This is a genomic window from Microbacterium foliorum (assembly GCF_006385575.1).
Taxonomy (GTDB): domain Bacteria; phylum Actinomycetota; class Actinomycetes; order Actinomycetales; family Microbacteriaceae; genus Microbacterium; species Microbacterium foliorum_B.
The window spans coordinates 439,452-457,233 of sequence record NZ_CP041040.1; the positions used below are offsets into that span (position 1 = coordinate 439,452).

The 17,782-nt window shown below is 67.3% G+C and carries 15 protein-coding genes and 1 pseudogene; 12 read left to right on the top strand and 4 right to left on the bottom strand.

Features of this window, described 5'->3' with window-relative positions; translation table 11 throughout:
* The first annotated feature begins 15 nt into the window (after window positions 1-15).
* The 3 genes and pseudogenes from recQ to FIV50_RS02205 all read left to right on the top strand — a co-directional run bounded on the left by recQ (window position 16) and on the right by FIV50_RS02205 (window position 4,800).
* Window positions 16-2,076, top strand: a complete 2,061-nt coding sequence (recQ, locus tag FIV50_RS02195) for a DNA helicase RecQ (RefSeq protein ID WP_140036001.1) — start codon at window positions 16-18, stop codon at window positions 2,074-2,076.
* 138 nt (window positions 2,077-2,214) lie between these two features.
* Window positions 2,215-2,580, top strand: a pseudogene (locus FIV50_RS02200) (HTTM domain-containing protein); the annotation flags it as partial.
* Between the two features lie 150 nt (window positions 2,581-2,730).
* Window positions 2,731-4,800 carry an acyl-CoA dehydrogenase family protein gene (locus tag FIV50_RS02205; RefSeq protein WP_140036002.1) on the top strand — a complete coding sequence of 690 codons (2,070 nt, stop codon included), beginning with the start codon at window positions 2,731-2,733 and terminating at the stop codon, window positions 4,798-4,800.
* 120 nt (window positions 4,801-4,920) lie between these two features.
* On the opposite strand, the gene FIV50_RS02210 is transcribed toward FIV50_RS02205, so the two are convergent.
* Entirely contained in the window at window positions 4,921-5,928 is a 1,008-nt protein-coding gene (locus FIV50_RS02210; protein ID WP_140036003.1) for a hypothetical protein, read from the bottom strand.
* A gap of 128 nt (window positions 5,929-6,056) precedes the next feature.
* On the opposite strand from FIV50_RS02210, the gene FIV50_RS02215 reads away from it, so the two are divergent.
* Both FIV50_RS02215 and FIV50_RS02220 read left to right on the top strand, forming a co-directional pair.
* Entirely contained in the window at window positions 6,057-7,103 is a 1,047-nt protein-coding gene (locus FIV50_RS02215) for an NAD(P)-dependent alcohol dehydrogenase (protein ID WP_140036004.1), read from the top strand.
* A 526-nt stretch (window positions 7,104-7,629) separates the two neighbouring features.
* A complete protein-coding gene (locus FIV50_RS02220) occupies window positions 7,630-9,297 on the top strand; it encodes an HNH endonuclease signature motif containing protein (protein WP_140036005.1) in 1,668 nt (555 codons plus the stop codon).
* 93 nt (window positions 9,298-9,390) lie between these two features.
* Here FIV50_RS02220 and FIV50_RS02225 read toward each other — a convergent pair whose 3' ends face one another.
* The 3 genes from FIV50_RS02225 to wecB all read right to left on the bottom strand — a co-directional run bounded on the left by FIV50_RS02225 (window position 9,391) and on the right by wecB (window position 12,106).
* On the bottom strand, window positions 9,391-10,047 hold the full coding sequence (locus tag FIV50_RS02225) for a GntR family transcriptional regulator (protein ID WP_140036006.1): 657 nt from the start codon (window positions 10,045-10,047) through the stop codon (window positions 9,391-9,393).
* Window positions 10,047-10,760 carry a GntR family transcriptional regulator gene (locus FIV50_RS02230; RefSeq protein ID WP_140036007.1) on the bottom strand — a complete coding sequence of 238 codons (714 nt, stop codon included), beginning with the start codon at window positions 10,758-10,760 and terminating at the stop codon, window positions 10,047-10,049. Before FIV50_RS02230 ends, FIV50_RS02225 begins: the two co-directional genes overlap by 1 nt.
* 74 nt (window positions 10,761-10,834) lie before the next feature.
* Window positions 10,835-12,106 carry a non-hydrolyzing UDP-N-acetylglucosamine 2-epimerase gene (wecB, locus tag FIV50_RS02235; protein WP_258184372.1) on the bottom strand — a complete coding sequence of 424 codons (1,272 nt, stop codon included), beginning with the start codon at window positions 12,104-12,106 and terminating at the stop codon, window positions 10,835-10,837.
* Between the two features lie 94 nt (window positions 12,107-12,200).
* On the opposite strand from wecB, the gene FIV50_RS02240 reads away from it, so the two are divergent.
* The 7 genes from FIV50_RS02240 to FIV50_RS02265 all read left to right on the top strand — a co-directional run bounded on the left by FIV50_RS02240 (window position 12,201) and on the right by FIV50_RS02265 (window position 17,708).
* The gene (locus tag FIV50_RS02240; protein WP_140036008.1) at window positions 12,201-12,887 is read left to right on the top strand and encodes a GntR family transcriptional regulator; all 687 of its coding nucleotides are present in this window, start codon (window positions 12,201-12,203) and stop codon (window positions 12,885-12,887) included.
* Between the two features lie 104 nt (window positions 12,888-12,991).
* Entirely contained in the window at window positions 12,992-13,828 is an 837-nt protein-coding gene (locus FIV50_RS02245) for a hypothetical protein (RefSeq protein ID WP_140036009.1), read from the top strand.
* 50 nt (window positions 13,829-13,878) lie between these two features.
* Window positions 13,879-14,055, top strand: a complete 177-nt coding sequence (locus FIV50_RS17585; RefSeq protein ID WP_181164303.1) for a hypothetical protein — start codon at window positions 13,879-13,881, stop codon at window positions 14,053-14,055.
* A 369-nt stretch (window positions 14,056-14,424) separates the two neighbouring features.
* The gene (locus FIV50_RS02250; protein ID WP_140036010.1) at window positions 14,425-15,042 is read left to right on the top strand and encodes an exosortase/archaeosortase family protein; all 618 of its coding nucleotides are present in this window, start codon (window positions 14,425-14,427) and stop codon (window positions 15,040-15,042) included.
* A 36-nt stretch (window positions 15,043-15,078) separates the two neighbouring features.
* Complete coding sequence (locus tag FIV50_RS02255) at window positions 15,079-16,431, top strand: glycosyltransferase (protein ID WP_140036011.1); 1,353 nt, start codon at window positions 15,079-15,081, stop codon at window positions 16,429-16,431.
* 109 nt (window positions 16,432-16,540) lie between these two features.
* Window positions 16,541-17,101: a hypothetical protein gene (locus FIV50_RS02260; protein ID WP_140036012.1), complete on the top strand. Its 561-nt coding sequence runs from the start codon at window positions 16,541-16,543 to the stop codon at window positions 17,099-17,101.
* A 40-nt stretch (window positions 17,102-17,141) separates the two neighbouring features.
* Complete coding sequence (locus tag FIV50_RS02265) at window positions 17,142-17,708, top strand: DNA-3-methyladenine glycosylase I (RefSeq protein WP_140036013.1); 567 nt, start codon at window positions 17,142-17,144, stop codon at window positions 17,706-17,708.
* Window positions 17,709-17,782 lie beyond the last annotated feature (74 nt).

Sequence of the window (17,782 nt, forward strand, 5' to 3'; positions counted from 1 at the left end):
CGTTACGCTGGAGGGATGCCGCAGACTCCCCGTGACCCGTACGAGGATCTGCCGTACGCAGATGAGCCCTGGGACGGCAACTGGGAACCCTCCGAGCCGCCCGAGCCCATGGACTGGGAGCCTCAGGGTGCCGGGTTCGAGCCTCCGCTGGACTGGGGGCCCGGTCCTGTGACGCCCGTGACGACGAAGGCCGGGCGGTCGGCGTCTCGCCCGACGACGTCCTCCGCGGCATCCGCCCCCGTGGCGCGGCGCGCCACTCCCAGCCGGTATCCGTCGGCGGCCGAGGCGCTGCACACGGTGTTCGGCTACGACGAGTTCCGCGGCGACCAGGCGGCGATCGTCGATCAGGTCATCGGCGGCGGCGACGCGGTCGTGCTCATGCCGACCGGTGGCGGAAAGAGTGTCACCTATCAGGTGCCCGCTCTCGTCCGCGAGGGCACGGGGCTCGTGATCAGCCCGCTCATCGCGCTCATGCACGATCAGGTCGACGCGCTTCGGGCGAACGGTGTCAATGCCGCCTATCTCAACTCCACGCAGGCGATCGACGAGCGGCGCGAGGTCGAACGGGCGTATGTCGCCGGCGAGCTCGACCTCATCTACGTCGCCCCCGAGCGATTGTCGTCGCCGCAGACGACGGCGCTGCTGCAGCGAGGCACCCTCAGCGTCATCGCGATCGACGAGGCGCATTGCGTGTCGCAGTGGGGTCATGACTTCCGCCCCGACTACCTCGCGCTCGGAGACCTGGGCGAGCGGTTCCCCGGGGTTCCCCGCATGGCGCTGACGGCCACCGCCACCCGCGCGACGCACAAAGAGCTCACCGAGCGCCTGCGGCTCGACACGGCCAAGCATTATGTCGCCAGCTTCGATCGGCCCAACATCCAGTACCGGATCGTGCCCAAGGTCGATCCGCGCAAGCAGCTGGTCTCGTTCATCCGCGCACAGCCCGAAGGGTCGGTGGGCATCGTCTACGCACTGAGCCGCAAGTCGGTCGAGCAGACAGCGACGTACCTCGCGGCGCAGGGGTTCGACGCTCTGCCGTACCACGCGGGTCTGCCCGCCGACGTGCGCGCGAAGAACCAGTCGCGGTTCCTGCGCGAAGACGGTGTGGTGATGGTCGCGACGATCGCGTTCGGTATGGGCATCGACAAGCCCGACGTGCGTTTCGTCGCCCACATCGACCTGCCGAAGTCCGTCGAGGGGTACTACCAGGAGACCGGTCGCGCGGGCCGTGACGGCGAGCCGTCGATCGCCTGGATGGCCTACGGCCTGGGCGACGTGGTGCAGCAGCGCCGCATGATCGATCAGAGCCCCGGTGATCGCACGTTCAAGATGCGCCTCGGGCAGCACCTCGACGCGATGCTCGCTCTGTGCGAGACGGTCGAATGCCGTCGCCAGAACCTGCTCGGCTACTTCGGCCAGGAATCACAGCCCTGCGGCAACTGCGACACCTGTCTCGAGAACCCCGAGACGTTCGACGGACTGGTTCCCGCGCAGAAGCTGCTCTCGACGATCGTGCGACTCAAGCGCGAGCGCAATCAGTCGTTCGGCGCCGGGCATCTGATCGACATCCTGCGCGGGGCCTCGACCGAGCGCATCCGTCAGCAGGGCCACGAGAAGCTCGCGACCTACGGCATCGGCGCCGATCTGTCGGATCAGGACTGGCGCAGCGTCGTCCGCCAGCTGCTCGCGCGAGGGATCATCGTCGCACAGGGCGACTACGGCACGCTCGCCCCCGGCGAGCAGTCGGTCGGTGTGCTGAAGGGCGAGACACCCGTTCCGCTGCGCAAAGACACGATCGGCCGACCCGCGTCCAGTCCACGGGCGCGCAAGGCGAGTGCGGCGGATGCTCTCGACGCCGGCGACCGTCCGCTGTTCGAGGCGCTGCGTGCGTGGCGCGCCGAGACCGCGCGCGAGCAGGGGGTTCCCGCCTACATCGTCTTCGGCGATGCCACGCTGCGCGCGCTCGCCGAGCACAGGCCGGCCTCGCTGGCCGACCTCGACGGCATCACCGGCATCGGCGCCAAGAAGCGTGACGCCTACGGCGAGGGCGTGCTCGCGGTGATCGCCGCGGCCTGACCCGCGGCGCATCCCGCGGCGCATCCCGCGGCGCATCCCTCGACTCGTCGCTCAGCGCAGGGGAAGCACATCATCGAGGTGTGCCGTCAGGTGCGCGGCGATGTCGACCGCGTCGCGGTCGTACAGCCATTGGTACTGCAGGGCTACGCGGTCTACAACCCGCTGCAGACCGCCCGATTCGGCACGTGGCCGGTGCTGAGCGACCTCGTCACGACGTGGGGGCCGATGGTCGTCGCCGCGACCTGGGGATCGATCATCCTGCAGGTGGCGTTCCCGCTCATGCTGCTCACGCGGCCGACGCGTCTCATCGGTCTCCTCGGCATCCTCTCCTTCCACATCGGCATCGGCGTGCTGATGGGGCTGCCCTGGTTCTCGCTCACGATGATCGCGATCGACTCGATCTTCATCCGCGATCGGACCTGGGCGCGTCTGAGCTCCGGCACGAGACGGCGTTGGGATCAGGCGCAGACCGCCCCGCCCCGCCCCGCAGGCGTGGAGGTCTGAGGTCGCGCTCTCGCGCGGACTGTGGTCTGACGACAATCCGTCGGAGAGTTGTACCCGCAGGTAGTTGGAGGATGCATACACAGCAGTTCACTCCTGGTTGTGGCAGACCTACCATGGACGTATCCCCACTTCCCTCTGAGAGGAACGCTCATGGTCGACGCCGCCGTCCGTCCGAAGACGACTCGCCCCCACGCCGATAACGCAGACGCGAACCTGCAGTTCGATGTCGCCCGCGTCACCGACCTGCTGATGGGCACCTGGGCAGACACCCGCCGTGAAGCGCGCGAGCTGATCAAGGACTCGGCTTTCTGGCGTGACGACGAGCTCGGCAAAGACGAGCACCGCGAGCGTGTGCTCAGCCAGCTGCACCTGCTCGTCGAGAACAAGGCCGTGCACCGTGCGTTCCCGAAGTCGCTGGGCGGCGAAGAGAACAACGGCGGGAACATCGCCGGCTTCGAGGAGCTCGTCGTCGCCGACCCGAGCCTGCAGATCAAGTCGGGCGTGCAGTGGGGCCTGTTCGGTTCCGCGATCCTCCAGCTCGGCACGACGGAGCACCATGAGAAGTGGCTGCCCGGTGTCATGGACCTCTCTATCCCCGGCGCTTTCGCGATGACCGAGATCGGGCACGGCTCCGACGTCGCCGCTGTCGGGACGACCGCGACGTACGACGCGAGCACCCAGGAGTTCGTGATCAACACGCCGTTCCGCGGCGCGACCAAGGAGTACCTCGGCAACGCCGCCCTGCACGGAGTCGCCGCGACGGTGTTCGCGCAGCTGATCACGAACGGCGTCAACCACGGCGTGCACTGCTTCTACGTGCCGCTGCGCGGCGAAGACGGCGTCGACCTGCCGGGCATCGGACGCGAGGACGACGGACTCAAGGGCGGCCTGAACGGCATCGACAACGGCCGTCTGAGCTTCGACCACATCCGCATCCCCCGCACGAACCTGCTCAACAAGTACGGCGACGTCGCTGCCGACGGCACGTACTCGAGCGCGATCGACAGTCCCGGACGTCGCTTCTTCACGATGCTCGGCACGCTGGTGCAGGGCCGCGTCTCGCTCGATGGTGCGGCTTCGTGGGCCTCGGCTCTCGGTCTGAAGATCGCGATCACCTATGCCACGCAGCGCCGTCAGTTCGACGGGGCCGACGGGCAGGAGGTCGTGCTGATGGACTACGGCAAGCACCAGCGCCGCCTGCTGCCTCGGCTGGCCACGACCTATGCGCAGATCTTCGCGCACGACGAGTTCCTGCAGAAGTTCGACGGAGTGTTCTCGGGTCGCACCGACACCCCCGACGACCGCGAGGATCTCGAGACTCTCGCCGCGGCCCTCAAGCCGCTGTCGACCTGGCACGCGCTCGACACGCTGCAGGAGGCGCGCGAGGCCTGCGGCGGTGCCGGCTTCATGTTCGAGAATCGCCTCGTGGGTCTCCGGGCCGACCTCGACATCTACGTCACGTTCGAGGGTGACAACAACGTGCTGCTCCAGCTCGTCGGCAAGCGGCTGCTGACCGACTACGCCCAGCAGTTCACGGGCAAGGATGCCGCGGCTCTCGCCAAGTTCGCCGTCGGGATGACCGCGGGCAAGCTCTTCCACGGAGCGGGCCTGCGTCAGTTCGGCCAGTCGGTCGTCGACCTCGGTCAGGTCTCGCGCTCGGTCGAGAACGGTCTGCGCGAGGAACAGCAGCATCTGCTGCTCGCCGAGCGCGTGCAACAGATGGTCGCCGACATCGCCGGTCGTCTGCGCCCCGCGGGCAAAGACAAGGTGCTCGGCGCGAAGCTGTTCAACGAGAACCAGGCCGAGCTGATCGAGGCGGCCCGTGCGCATGCCGAGCTGCTGCAGTGGGAGGCGTTCACGGATGCCGTCCATCGCGTCGAGGAAGCCGACACGAAGAAGGTGCTCACCTGGCTGCGTGACCTCTTCGGACTGCAGCTCATCGAGAAGCACCTCGCATGGCACCTCATCAACGGGCGTCTCTCGACGCAGCGCGCCGCCGCGGTCTCTCGCTACATCGACCGCCTGTGCGCCCGGCTGCGTCCGTACGCCCTCGACCTGGTCGACGCCTTCGGATACGAGCCCGAGCACGTCCGCGCGCCGATCGCCTCCGGTGCTGAGCGAGAGCGCCAGGACGAGGCCCGCGAGTACTACGCGGCGCTCGCAGCATCCGGCGAGGCACCTGTGCTGGAGAAGACGCTGAAGAAGAACGCGAAGCGCTGACGCAGCGCACTGCCTGAACGCGTGGCCGGGGTTTTAGCCGGACAACGAGAACCGGCCGGGATCGTGAGATCCCGGCCGGTTCTTCGTGTCGGTGTGATGAGGGCGGCTCGTGCCCAGAGACTATGCGCCGGGCTGGGGCGGATAGGGCGCAGCGGGCGGCTGCGGGCCGGCTGCCGGAGGATGCGGATGCGGATGCCGCGTCGGAGGGTGCTGAGCCTGTGCGTACTGCGTCGGTGCGTGCTGCGCTCCCGGATACGGGGAACCCGTCGCGTCGCCGGGGACGGCGGTGCGGGGATCCGTCAGCCGGGATTGCGAGCGTACGCGCAGCAGCACCGCAGTGAAGGTGAGGTACATCAGTCCGGCTGCTGCGCCTCCGCCGTAGAGGAGCAGAGACGGCACGAGCGTGTTCATGCTGCGTGGCAGAGCGACGAGCAGGTTGAAGGCGACACTCGGTGCAGCGATCATCACGACGCTGCCGAAGAGCAGCACGACCGCAGGAAGGACGAGCGCGAAGGGCGACCAGCGGCTCACGGTGATGCCGGCGATCACGAGCAGCGTGCCGACGATCGTCGCGGAGGCCGCGTCGGGTCGCAGATCGAACTGGAACCGCTGCAGGGCGAAGAGCACCCCCTCGGCGATGCCCCACGTGATCGCCCAGGCGCCTGCGGCCAGCAGCAACGGTGCGATGACGACGCCGATCGCACCCAGCGCACCGCCCTTCGGCCGTGGATCTCGGCGGACGAGCGCGAGCACCAGGCCCATCGCGCTCAGCGCGGCGAGTATCACCAGCGGCAGGCCGTAGACGAGGCCGTCGACCCACTCGCGGGGTGCGACGCGGTAGATCCACGTCAGCGTCACGGGGAAGAACGCGGCGATGAGCGGTGCGATCATGAACGCGCCGACGACGATCAGTCCGGCTGAACTCCAGACGCCGGTCAGGACGACGACGATGAGCAGCACGACCCCGAGAGTCTGCAGCAGCAGAGGGCCGATCAGCGGCCCGAACTCGCCATCGAAGCCATACGCGAAGAGCGTGAGATTCATGGTCTGTCCGCCGAGGGACAGGAGTATCAGGGCGATCGGCGTGAGCACGAGGGCGATCGCGCTCGTGATCAGGCGTGCGGTCATGGTCGAACGGCGCATAGGACTTCCCCTCCGGAGTCGTAGCCCCACCGTATCGACTGCACTGCGCGGGTGCACAGCCTTGCGCGAGTAGTGTCGACCTGGCCCATCCGCACCGAATCGAGGAGTCCGAGATGACCCGTGTCAACGCCTACGCCGCACCCAGCGAAGCCGCACCGCTCGAGAAGACCGTCATCGAGCGTCGAGAGCTCGGCCCGAACGACATCCTGATCGACATCGCCTTCGCCGGCATCTGCCACTCCGACATCCACACCGTGCGCGGTGACTGGGGGCCGCAGAGCTACCCGCTCGCGCCGGGCCATGAGATCGCCGGCATCGTGGCCGCGGTCGGGGCCGATGTCACGAAGCACTCCCTCGGCGACCGCGTCGGCGTCGGATGCCTGGTGAACTCCTGTGGCGAATGCCGCAACTGCCGGCGCGGCGACGAGCAGTTCTGCTCGAACGGCGCGATCTTCACCTACGGCAGCACGGATCGCGACGGCACCATCACGCAGGGTGGATACTCCGAGCAGGTCGTCGTGACCGAGTCCTTCGCCGTGCGCATCCCCGATGCGCTCGCGCTCGACGTCGCAGCACCTCTTCTCTGCGCGGGGATCACCACGTACTCCCCGCTGCGGCACTGGAACGTCGGCCCCGGCACGCGAGTGGCGGTCGTCGGGCTCGGTGGACTCGGACACATGGGCGTGCAGATCGCCCACGCGCTCGGCGCCGAAGTGACCGTGCTGTCGCAGACCCTGAACAAGAAAGACGACGGCCTGCGCCTCGGAGCAGACCACTACTACGCGACGAGCGATCCTGAGACGTTCCGCTCGCTACGCGGATCGTTCGACGTCATCCTCAACACGGTCAGCGCCGTCGTCGACCTTCGCGCCTACCTCGGTCTGCTCGACGTGGGTGGGTCGATGGTCTGCGTCGGGGCTCCGGCAGAGCCACTCTCGGTCAATGTCTCGTCGCTCATCGGCGGACGGCGGTCGCTCGCCGGGTCGAACATCGGGGGCATCCAGGAGACTCAGGAGATGCTCGACTTCTGCGCCGAGCACGGCATCGCCTCCGAGATCGAGGTGATCAGCGCGTCGCAGATCAACGAGGCCTACGAGCGCGTGCTCGCTTCTGACGTGCGCTACCGCTTCGTTATCGACGCCGCGACCTTCGCGGACTGACGGTAGAGAGGGGAGCTCCCGGGGTACGCCCGGGGAGCTCCTCTGTTGTTCGGGCTCGCTGTCGGCGGCTCGCTTCGCTGAGATTGACATCGCTGGGGATTGTCTGGGTTCCCCCCACCTCGTCCGCTTTCTCTCACCTCTGCTCGCCTCTCACCTCTGCTCGCCTCTCACCTCTGCTCGCCTCTCACCTCTGCTCGCCTCTCACCTCTCTTCTTCCTCCCTCTCGTTGTTCCGTCTTCTTCCTTCCTTTTCCTCTTCGTGTCGCATCGCGTCTCGCGTCTCGCGTCTCGGGTCTCGCGTCTTCATCTCTCGTCTTCGTCACTCCTCTCTGTAGACGTCCTTTCTCTGTTGTCCTCTGCTCCCGCTTCTCCTTCGGCGCTCGTCATCACTTCTTCGGGTTGTCTGCGCGTGCCGGAGGTGCGACGATTCTGCGCTGTATTGGGAGATTGGAATATGGCTTTGATCGGGGGTAAATGCGAGCGGTTTCGGGTCTCGAATGTCGGTGGCTGCGGGTTGACTAGGGGGTATGAACAGCACTGCGGAGCTTCTGGATCGGGTCATCGCTGACCTGGATGCGGTGCTGTCCGACGACGCGCTGGCGGGGCTGAGCGATGCGGAGCGGGTCGCGGTGTTGCAGGGTGCGGGGGCGGCGTTCCGGCGTGCCGAGGCGGTGATCGTGGAGACGGTTGCGACGGCTGACATGGGTGACTTTCCGCATGCGGCGGGGTGTCGGGGGCTGACTGAGTTGTTGCAGCGGACGCTGTTGGTGGATGTGCGGGGTGCGAGCCGGGTCGACAGGGTGGTCGATCTGGTGCGGCGGCCGTTGAGTCTGGCGGGGGAGAGGATGCCGGCGCGGTGGTCGGAGATGCGGTTGGCGCTGCTGGACGGGGTGGTCGGTGTCGCGGGGTTTCTGGCGGCGACGGGTCCGATCGAGCGGGTGTGGGATCGGCTCAGCGTCGAGCAGCGGTTGGCGGCCGATGTCGCATTGGCGGGGTGTGCGCGCGGTCACGGACTCGACGCGGGGGACGACGAAGACCCGGATGCTGATGAGGCCCGGGATGCTGATGAGGATGTGGCTGGTCCGTCGCCGACGGTGCAGGACTTGAAGGGCCTGGCGGAGGATCTCGCGTCGATGTTCGACCCGGATGGTGAGGAACCGAAGGATGAGGATGCGCGTCGTCGGCGGGGGATCACGATCGGCCGGTTGAAGGACGGCATGCATGCGATTCGCGGGTACCTGACCCCCGAGGCGGCGGCGCAACTGCAGGTGATCATGGATGCGTTCCTCAACCCGAAGGGTGACGGCCCGCCGATGCCGGGGGTGTTCTTCGCCCCGAGTGACGGTTCCGGTGGTGACGTGGATTCTCCTGATACCGACTTTTCGCCTGCTGACGCTGACGCTGACGCTGACGCTGACGCTGACGCTGACGCTGACGTGGAGGCGGATCCGGAGGAGACCGATCCGTTCAACTCCGATCCGCGGTGTGTGCTCGATGACCGCACCGCGGCGCAGAAGCGCCACGACGCCCTGACCGCAGCTCTCGGCATCGCTGCCCGGCACAAGGACACGCCCACCCTCGGTGGAGCATCACCGGTCGTCGTCGTGACCGTCGACGCGAAAGACCTCGCCACCCACACCACCACTGCGACCGGTGCGACCGGTGCCGCCGGTGCCGTCTTCGGAGGTGCCGCCTTCGGAGCCGCTGGGGGCGGAGCGAGTGGAGTGAGCGGTAACGGTGGGTGGGCGACGATCCCCGGATCCGGCGCCCATGTGCCCGTCTCGGTCGCGGCGCAGATCGCGTGCTCGGGAGCGATCCAGCGGGTCCTCATGGATGAAGGCCGCATCATCGGGATCACGACCACCGACCGGGTGTTCACGGTGCACCAACGGCGGGCGATCATCGCCCGCGACAAGGAATGCCTGATCCCCGGATGCCACGTCTCCGCGTCGTGGTGTGAGATCCACCACGTCACCGAACACTCCAGGGGCGGCCCGACGCATACGGATAACGGTGTGCCGTTGTGCTGGTGGCACCACCGATCCCTCGGCACCTCCGGATGGGAGATCCGCATGAACGACGGACTCCCCCAGGTCCGCGGACCGGCATGGTGGGACCCCGCACAGCGATGGCGCACACCTCGACTCAGCCTCCCCGACCCGGTGGTCGTTCGGCGTGCACCGATTCGAGTCTGACCAAGCTGTGGTGCTTCTCGCGGATGTCGACATGGGGTGCCACCGCAACAGTGTGCCCGCATGAGCAGCGGGCGTTCAGTCCATCGGATCGGGCTAGCGGTAGAACTCGAGGAAGTTACTGCGGGTCGTGGCATGCAACTCATGGATGAGGTCGCCGGCGCGTTCGCCGTCGCGGTCCTCGAGCGCGGCGGTGATGGCGCGGAGGAACTCGAGCGCCTGTTGCGGGGTGCGCAGGTTCTCGCGCGGCGTGAGGAACCGCACGAGCTGCAGCGACATCGTCTCCGCCTTCGTGCGCAGCACCGAGTTCGGCGAGGCGCGGACGACGACGAGGAAGTACTCGCGGATCGCCTGCCCGAGTGCCGCGAGGTCGTCACCGTTCACCGCCTCGTCGACGCGTGACAGCTGGCGTCCGAGCTCGGCGATCTGATCGTCGGTCAGGTCGGCGCTGTTCGAGCGGGCGACGTGCTCGTGGATCGCACCGGTCACGAAGAGACCTTCATTGATGGCGGCGACGTTCACTGGAGCGACACGCGTGTGGCGGTGCGGCACCAGCTCGACCACGTCCTCCTCGGCGAGTCGATTCAACGCCTCACGAATCGGCGTCCGCGACGAGCCGAGCCACGTCATGAGCTCCTCGTCATGAAGGATCTCGCCGGGTTCGAGGGTGCCATCGAGGATGGCGCCCAGGATGGTGTCGTAGACGTCGTCGCGCAGCAGGCGCCGCGGCTGTGGTGCGTCAGTCGTAGGCATCAGGCCACCTCGTTCTCGGTCGACGTCGATGACGTTGATGATGGCGACGCAGTCGATTCGGCCGCATCGCGTGCCATCACGCTTGCGGCGCCCGCGGTGAAGTACTCCTGAGCGGCTTCGGCTGCGGCGTCGGCATCGCCCGCGGCAGTCGCAGCGGCGAGTGCATCCAGAGCAGCCGACGTGCCCGTCGCATCGAGCGCTCCAGGGCGAGCCGTGATCATCCGGGTGACATGGGGAACCGATTTCTCGCGGATGCGCAGCACGAGCGTGTTGCGGTATCGGTCGAGGAACACGTTCATCAGCGCGTCGACGATCCGAGCGCGCTCGAGCGCGTCGACGCTGCGGCTCACGTGGTCATGAAGAGTGCGGATCTGCTCTTTGTCAGCGTCAGTGAGCAGCGGAACGGCCTCGCGGATCGTCGCGGAATACACCACTCCGAGCATCTCCATCTCCTCCGTGAAACGCGTCGTGTCCAACGGCGCGACCCGGGTTCCGCGCTGGGGGAGAACCTCGATGAGTCCCATCCCGGCCAAGCGGTTCACGGCCTCTCGGATCGGGGTGCGCGACGCCCCCAGCCATGTCTCGAGCTGCTTGTCGGAGATCGGCTCGCCTGCGGCCAGGTCGCCGGAGACGATCGCATCCAGAAGCGTGTCGTAGATCTGGTCACGGAGCAGCTTTCGAGGCATCCGTGCTGGCGTTGTAGGAACCGGCATGTTCTCGATGCTAACCCGCAAAAATCTAAATATCTAATATATCAATTGGGGCGGCCTCGCGACTCAGGCCGCCATCACGCGGCGTCCGCCATCGGCGCCGGCACTGACACCGGGGCCGGGGCCGGGGCTGAGGGTGAGGGTGAGCCCACTCTCGCCACAGCCGCAGCCGCATCCGCAGCCGCAGCCGCAGCTGTATCCGCCCCCGCATCCGCATCCGCAATCGTCCTCGCGATGCGTGCGATCTGCTCGCTGGCGCTGCCATCGCCGTAGGGGCACGGGAGATCGGCGAGATGGTCGGCGCCGGCCTCGAGCATGCGGTTCGCAGTCGCGGCGATGTCGAGTTCGGGGGTGACGAGCTCGGCGAATCCTGCGTCGACGGATTCGGGTCGCTCGGTGCTGCGTCGAACCACCAGAAGCGGACGCTGAAGCACCGTGCACTCCTCTTGAAGTCCGCCGGAGTCCGACACGAGAAGACTCGCACGCGACGCGAGGGTCAGGAACTGCACGTGATCAGCCGACTCGGCGATCAGGATGCGGTCGAGCAGGGGAGTGAGGCCGAAGCGGTCGATCGCGGCGCGCGTCCGCGGGTGCGCGAGCATCAGCACCGGAGCATCGATGTCGCCGATCGCGTTCAGCACCCTGGAGAGCGCCTCGCGGGTGTCGGTGTTCTCGGGGCGATGGATCGTCGCGAGAACGAACCGCTCGGGCACGCGGCCTCCGGGGAAGAACGTCTCGATCGGTGCCGGGTCCTGCATCAGCGACTGCTGCGTAGCTTCGACGATGGTGTTGCCCGTGACGATGATGCGTTCGGCGGGGATGCCCTCGCGACGGAGGTTGTCGGCGTTGTGCGCGGTGGCCGCGCAGTGGATGTCGGCGAGAACGCCGACGACGAGGCGGTTCAGCTCCTCGGGCATCGCACGATCGTGCGAGCGCAGCCCCGCCTCCACATGGATCACCGGGATGCCCGCGTAGTTCGCCGCCTGCGCTCCCGCCGACACCGCGTTCGTGTCGCCCTGCACGATGACCGCTTTCGGTGCCCTCTCGGTGAACAGGGTCGTGAGTGCGCGAATCGCGGTCGCGATCTGGGTGCCGCGATCCTGCCCGCCGACGCCCTGCAGCACGACGTCGGGTTCGCCGATGCCGAACTGCTCGAGGAACTGGCCGGACAGCTCCCGGTCGTAGTGCTGCCCGGTGTGCACGACGAAGGCCCGCTCTCCGAGCTCGCGGATGACAGGGGCGAGCTTGATGATCTCCGGCCGCGTGCCGAGCACGACCGCGATGTCCCTCCGGTCGATGACCGTTGCCAGGCCCTGCCGCACTGCCGTCCCCGGATCCTGCTGCTTCACGTCGACTCCCAAATATCAGTGGATTTGTGCTTACCACTTAAGTATGTCATTCTCTAATCATCCAATATGTTAGTTTGATGAGAGAGGCGGGTAAATGCTGATGGGCTCCCTGGAAGAGCAGCTGCGCCCGCAACTGCTCAGCGGCCTCGCATACGAGCGGCTGCTGGCGGAGATCATCAGCGGTCGGCTCGAGCCAGGACAGCGGCTGCGTCTCGACCTGCTCGCGCACAGCTGGGCCGTGTCGCGGACTCCCGTTCGGGAGGCGCTGCAGCGTCTCGCGGACATGCGATTGGTCCACGTCTCACCGAACGCGGGAACCCGCGTCGCTGCATGGTCTAATGCCGACATGATCGAGCGTGCCCGCATCGTCGGTGCGCTGCTCGAGGGAGTAGCGCTGGCAGCTCCGACGGCAGATCGTGGCACCGATCGCGAGGCGGATGGCGCGGCGGGGGATGCTCTTCTTCCCGATTCGAGCTGCGAACTGATGGTCTATCTCGACCTCGCTGAACGGCTCATCTCCCGCGATCTCCGTCGCCTCGGCGCGCACCTCGTGCGAGACCACATCGACCCGCTCCGACTCTTCGTCGATCGAGAGACTGCCCACCGGCACGGCGTGAACCTCGAGCCCGGGCGCAGGCAGCGCCGAGAGCTGCTCACCGCTGCGCTCGCCGCCCTCGATCGACGCGATGCGGTCACGGCCGGCGAGACGCTCGCCGCGTTCTCGGCGCGCTTCGTCAGTGCTCTCGCACCCGCACCCGCATCGGCATCCGCGCCCGCCTAGCTCGCGTCTTCCGTCGCCCCCTGCCTCCCCGGCAAAACCGCACTGATCAGTGCACTACCTGGCTCGCGATGCCCCGTGCGGCGAGCTCATTCGAAAGGAAACACATGAACAAGTCCACCAAGATCACCGCAGGTGTCTTACTCGGCGGCGTCGCCCTTCTCGGAGCTGTCGCGCCCGCGAGCGCGCAGACCCCTGGTACGGCCGTCGGCACACTGGCGCAGGCGGCGTTCGCATCCGATGCCTGGGTGCAGGGCGCGCAGCCGACACTGAGCGCGACGGGCACGGCCGTCGTCGACCTTCCGGCGGTCGGGGCGACCGGCACGATCTCCAGCGGAGGGCTGTGCCTCGACTACGCCGCTGCGGGCGAGCCCATCGCGGCGGTGTGCGACGGCTCCGCGAACCAGCTCTTCAGTGCCGAGCGGAGCGCTGACGGCGCGACCTTCTCGCTGAACGCGGTGAATCGACCGATCGAGACCCGCCGTCTCACGATCGGCGCCTCCGCGGACCAGGGCAAGCTCATCCTTCGCGCATACTCGACCGCAGGCACCCCCTGGCTCAAGAGCGGACTGACCGCGAGCCACTCGAGCGTCGTGCTCGACGGCGCCTCGGGCGGCCTCATGCCCACGTTCTCGGGAACGGGCGAACCCGGCCTGTCGGTCGAGGTCCGCGGCCAGGACGACATGCTTCTCCTCACCACCGTGGTCGCCCCGAACGGCACGTGGAGCGCGCAGTCGACCGTCGAATTGCCGGAGCAGTCCTACACCGTGACCGCGGTGCAGAACGACGGCACCGATACCAGCACCGACGAGCTCACCTTCACGGTCGTCGCAGCCCCGATCGCTGACCCGCTGCTCGCGGGTGGTGCGGCGATGGTGCTGGCAGTCGGCGCCGCAGCCGTCTTCGGCATGCAGAGCCGACGCGCAGCTCGCGTCGCATCCTGAACCCGCCCCTGTCGCATCCGAGCCCGCCGAACGAAACGAAGGAAGACAACATGTACGGAGCGAATCCCCCCATCGTCGGCACGGCCCTCGGCGGCACGCTCGCCGCGACAGGCGCCGATCCCACATGGCCGCTTGTCATCGTCGCTGTGTGCATGGCGGCAGGCACGTTATTACTGATCCGCGATTCGTATCTCCGCCGCTCGGCGGGGAATGTCGTCGACGCCTGATCGGCTGTCGCGACGCAGAGCGGGTGCGTTCGGAGATCTCCCCATCGCCGAACTCCACCCTTCGATCGGCACCCCACTTCGTCGATCGACAGTCCGCAGCGCCGGTCCGACCGCTGATCTCCCCATCAGTCGGTCGGATCGCCCGGCGATCCCCGTGATCGGCGCACCAGGACACCGGGTGTGGACGAGCTCTTGCTCGTCCACACCTTCTTTTTTCGCCCTCGCTGCGTTGAACCGAGGGCACCTCTCCGCAGCCCTGTGCGGCACCTGTGAAGTATCAGATGAATTGAAGATTAGATGATCTAATCATGTAAAATATCAACGTCGGAACAACTCGACATCCATTCCTTTCCAGAGACGAGCGCAGCCATGACCACCGCCCACCCGATCGTGCGACACGAGCCCTTGCGACGGGACCGTGGGCCGGCGGCGACGCCGGCGGCATTGCCCGTGCGGCACCACAGGCTCGACCGTGCCGCACGCGTCGTCTTCGCGCTCGCACTGGTGGCAGGCATCGTCTGGATGCTGGTGCAGGCAGACGTCGTCCGTGCCTGGGAAGCGCATCTCGCCGCGTGGTGGATGAATCCGTGGGTCGATTGCGGCGCGACCGCCTTCGAAGACACCTACATGCTCTGGATCAGCGAGAACCACCTCGTCGGTTTCCAGGTCACGGCAGAGTGCACCGCCGTCATCCTCCTCGCCCCGCTGCTTGCCGTCGGCGCCGGACTCATGCTCTCGACCCGGGTGAGCTGGCTGCGGGGGGTCATCGGCATCACCGCCTCGGCGGTCGTGATGCTGCTCGTCAACCAGGTGCGGCTCGCGCTGATCGGCTGGTCGACCCAGCAGGGAGGCCTCGAGGCGGGCTACGAGTTCGGACATCGATTCGCCGGCTCGGTCGTCGGCATCGCGGGGTTCGCGCTCGGCTTGATCGTGCTCATCGCTGTGACAGGCTTCCGCCGTCGTGGTGGTCGTCCTCGTGGCCGTTGATCGACTGACCCCGCCAGGCCGCGCCACAGGATCCTCATGACCTCTCTCCTCGGTTCCATCTCCCTCGTCCTGACGGTGATGTTCCTCGCGTACATGACCTTCATCCTCATCCCCTACGTCCGGCATCGAAAAGAGCAGCCGGGAGACCCCGCACTGTTCGAGTGGCACATCTTCGTGCCCTGCCGTGATGAGGCGGCGGTGATCGCGACCACGATCGCACGGCAGCGCGAGAGGTTCCCCGCTGCTCATCTCTGGGTGATAGACGACGACAGCGACGACGACACCTCGGCGATCATCCAGGCACACGCCGACCTCGACCCGTTCGTGCACCTCGTGCAGCGCCGCCGCCCGCTCGCGCGCACAGGCAAGGGCGACGCGCTGAACACCGCGTACGACCACCTGTGCCGTTGGCTGCCTGCCGACGCCGATCGCGACCGCGTCATCGTCGCAGTCGTCGACGCTGACGGGGAGATGGCGGCGAACGCGCTCGCAGCGGTGGCCTCGGACGACTGCTTCGGCGACCCCGTCGTGGGAGCCGCCCAGATCACCGTGTGGATGAAGAACCGCGACGACCGGACGCCTTATCCGGAGAAGGGGCGAATGGCGAACGCCTTCGCCCGGTACCTGATCAGGATGCAGGACGTGGAGTTCCGCACTGTCATCCTCGCGATGCAGTCGCTGCGGTCCAAGACCGGCACCGTCGGGCTCGGCGGCAACGGGCAGTTCACCAGGCTCTCCGTGCTCGATCGGATCGGCGAAGGGTATGGAGCGCCGTGGCACGGCGCGCTTCTCGAGGACTACGAGCTGGGGCTGCACGTGATCCTTGCCGGGTATGAGAACCGCCAGGTCCACGACACGTACGTCGCGCAGGAGGCACTGCCGAGCCTGCGCCGCTTGCTCGCCCAGCGCACCCGGTGGTCGCAGGGCAACATCCAGTGCGTGAAGTACATCTCCGACATCGTGCGTTCGCGACACTTCGACAGCTCGGGAGTCCTCGAGTGCCTCTACTACCTCTTCCTTCCGTTCCTCCAGATCATCGGGCTGATCGTCATCGTCCTCACCCTGGTGTTCCAGGGGGCCGCCATCGCCTCCGATCCGGCCGCGCTCGAGGGGCTCGTCGACCATGCCTGGGCGTTCGTTCTGCTCGGGCTGCTGTTCGGAATCGGCCCGTTCGCCATCTGGGGAGTGCTGTACAAACTGCGTTGCGAGCCCGGGGCGACGTGGCTGCAAGCCGTGGGCTGGGGCGCGGGACTCTTCTTCTTCGTGCAGTACATCCTGATCTCGGTGACCAGAGCGATGCTTCGAGTGGCATTGCGCCGCAACGGCTGGGCGAAGACGCGTCGCAACGCCGAGACCCACGTGGTCGGTCCGGTCGCGGTCGATGTCTGATTCGCCCGGGGATGGCGGTGAGGAGCGGTCCTCCGGCTCGGGCGCAGGCTCAGGCAGGGGAGCAGGCGTTCCGCCCCGTTCGCGGATCGGCATCATGGCGTGCGCCGCTGTGGCGATTCTTCTCGACGGTGCCATGGCGCTCGCCGGAGCGAGCATCCTGTGGCACAGCGGCGGTCGCACGGTCGTCGACGGCGCGTGGGTCTTCCAGGTGGGCTGCATCCTCATCGTCGCTGTGATGCTGGGTGTCAGACCACGTCTTGTCGCGTCGGTCAACGTCGAGTGGATCGTGATCGGGGCGGATGTCGCAGGGCTCGTCTCGCTGATCGCAGTCTGGCTCTCTTCCGGGCGCTACTTCATCGGCTGGCTCGCGACCTTCGGAGCGCTCGTGCTCATGCTCGCGTCGATGTGGCAGCTGCTCGCCGTCGTCATCACCCGCCGCACGCCTGTGTCAGCATCGCCTCGGTGGCAGGGGCGAGAGCGGGTCGGAGGGTCGCTCGCCTCGGTGCGCGCGCTGTCGGTCTGGGCGGGCCTCGCCGCTCTCCTCGTGCTGGCGCCTGTCCATGGCGGCGACCCCGACATCCTCAGCGGGCTCGTGGTCCTGATCAGCGGCGCGACCTTTCTGTCCTTCGCGGCGCGCACCTGGATCACCGCCCTCGCCCGTGCGTCCTGATCCGCGCACTCATGTCGGCGGTCGTCGCTAGCGTGGGAGGATGACCTCTCTCATCACCGGCCCCGACCGACGCGAGCGATGCGGCTGGGTCGGCGACGACGCGGAATACCGCCGGTATCACGACGAAGAGTGGGGCACGCCCCTGCACGGCGACAGGGCGCTGTTCGAGAAGATGGCGCTCGAGGGTTTCCAGGCGGGGCTCTCGTGGATCACCATCCTCCGCAAGCGCCCCCGCTTTCGCGAGGTCTTCGCCGGATTCGCGCCCGAGCTGGTCGCCGAGTTCGACGAATCAGATGTGGAGCGGCTCATGGCGGATGCGGGGATCATCCGCAACCGGGCGAAGATCGAGGCCACGATCGGCAACGCCCGCATCGTGCGCTCGATGGCAGAGGGCGAGCTCGACGAGCTGATGTGGTCGTTCGCGCCGGAGCCCGGCATGCGACCCGCGTCTTTCGCAGACGTTCCGGCGGTGACGCAGGAGTCGACGGCGATGAGCAAGGAGCTGCGTCGTCGAGGCTTCAGATTCGTCGGCCCGACCACCATGTACGCCCTGATGCAGTCGGCGGGCATGGTCGACGATCATGTCGCGGGATGCTGGCGAGCCTGAGCCGAGAGGTCGGCGAAGCGCGCCTTCGAGATCATCCAGGCCCTCGATATACTCGTTGATCGGGGGGATCGTCC

Excerpts from the sequence above, each read along its gene's own strand:
- FIV50_RS02205 (WP_140036002.1), top strand. The coding sequence starts at position 2,731 with ATGGTCGACGCCGCCGTCCGTCCGAAGACGACTCGCCCCCACGCCGAT.
- FIV50_RS02215 (WP_140036004.1), top strand. The coding sequence starts at position 6,057 with ATGACCCGTGTCAACGCCTACGCCGCACCCAGCGAAGCCGCACCGCTC.
- FIV50_RS02265 (WP_140036013.1), top strand. The coding sequence starts at position 17,142 with ATGACCTCTCTCATCACCGGCCCCGACCGACGCGAGCGATGCGGCTGG.
- FIV50_RS02230 (WP_140036007.1), bottom strand. The coding sequence starts at position 10,760 with ATGCCGGTTCCTACAACGCCAGCACGGATGCCTCGAAAGCTGCTCCGT.
- FIV50_RS02225 (WP_140036006.1), bottom strand. The coding sequence starts at position 10,047 with ATGCCTACGACTGACGCACCACAGCCGCGGCGCCTGCTGCGCGACGAC.
- FIV50_RS02220 (WP_140036005.1), top strand. The coding sequence starts at position 7,630 with ATGAACAGCACTGCGGAGCTTCTGGATCGGGTCATCGCTGACCTGGAT.
- FIV50_RS02250 (WP_140036010.1), top strand. The coding sequence starts at position 14,425 with ATGACCACCGCCCACCCGATCGTGCGACACGAGCCCTTGCGACGGGAC.
- FIV50_RS02210 (WP_140036003.1), bottom strand. The coding sequence starts at position 5,928 with ATGACCGCACGCCTGATCACGAGCGCGATCGCCCTCGTGCTCACGCCG.
- FIV50_RS17585 (WP_181164303.1), top strand. The coding sequence starts at position 13,879 with ATGTACGGAGCGAATCCCCCCATCGTCGGCACGGCCCTCGGCGGCACG.
- FIV50_RS02240 (WP_140036008.1), top strand. The coding sequence starts at position 12,201 with ATGCTGATGGGCTCCCTGGAAGAGCAGCTGCGCCCGCAACTGCTCAGC.
- FIV50_RS02255 (WP_140036011.1), top strand. The coding sequence starts at position 15,079 with ATGACCTCTCTCCTCGGTTCCATCTCCCTCGTCCTGACGGTGATGTTC.
- FIV50_RS02245 (WP_140036009.1), top strand. The coding sequence starts at position 12,992 with ATGAACAAGTCCACCAAGATCACCGCAGGTGTCTTACTCGGCGGCGTC.
- recQ (WP_140036001.1), top strand. The coding sequence starts at position 16 with ATGCCGCAGACTCCCCGTGACCCGTACGAGGATCTGCCGTACGCAGAT.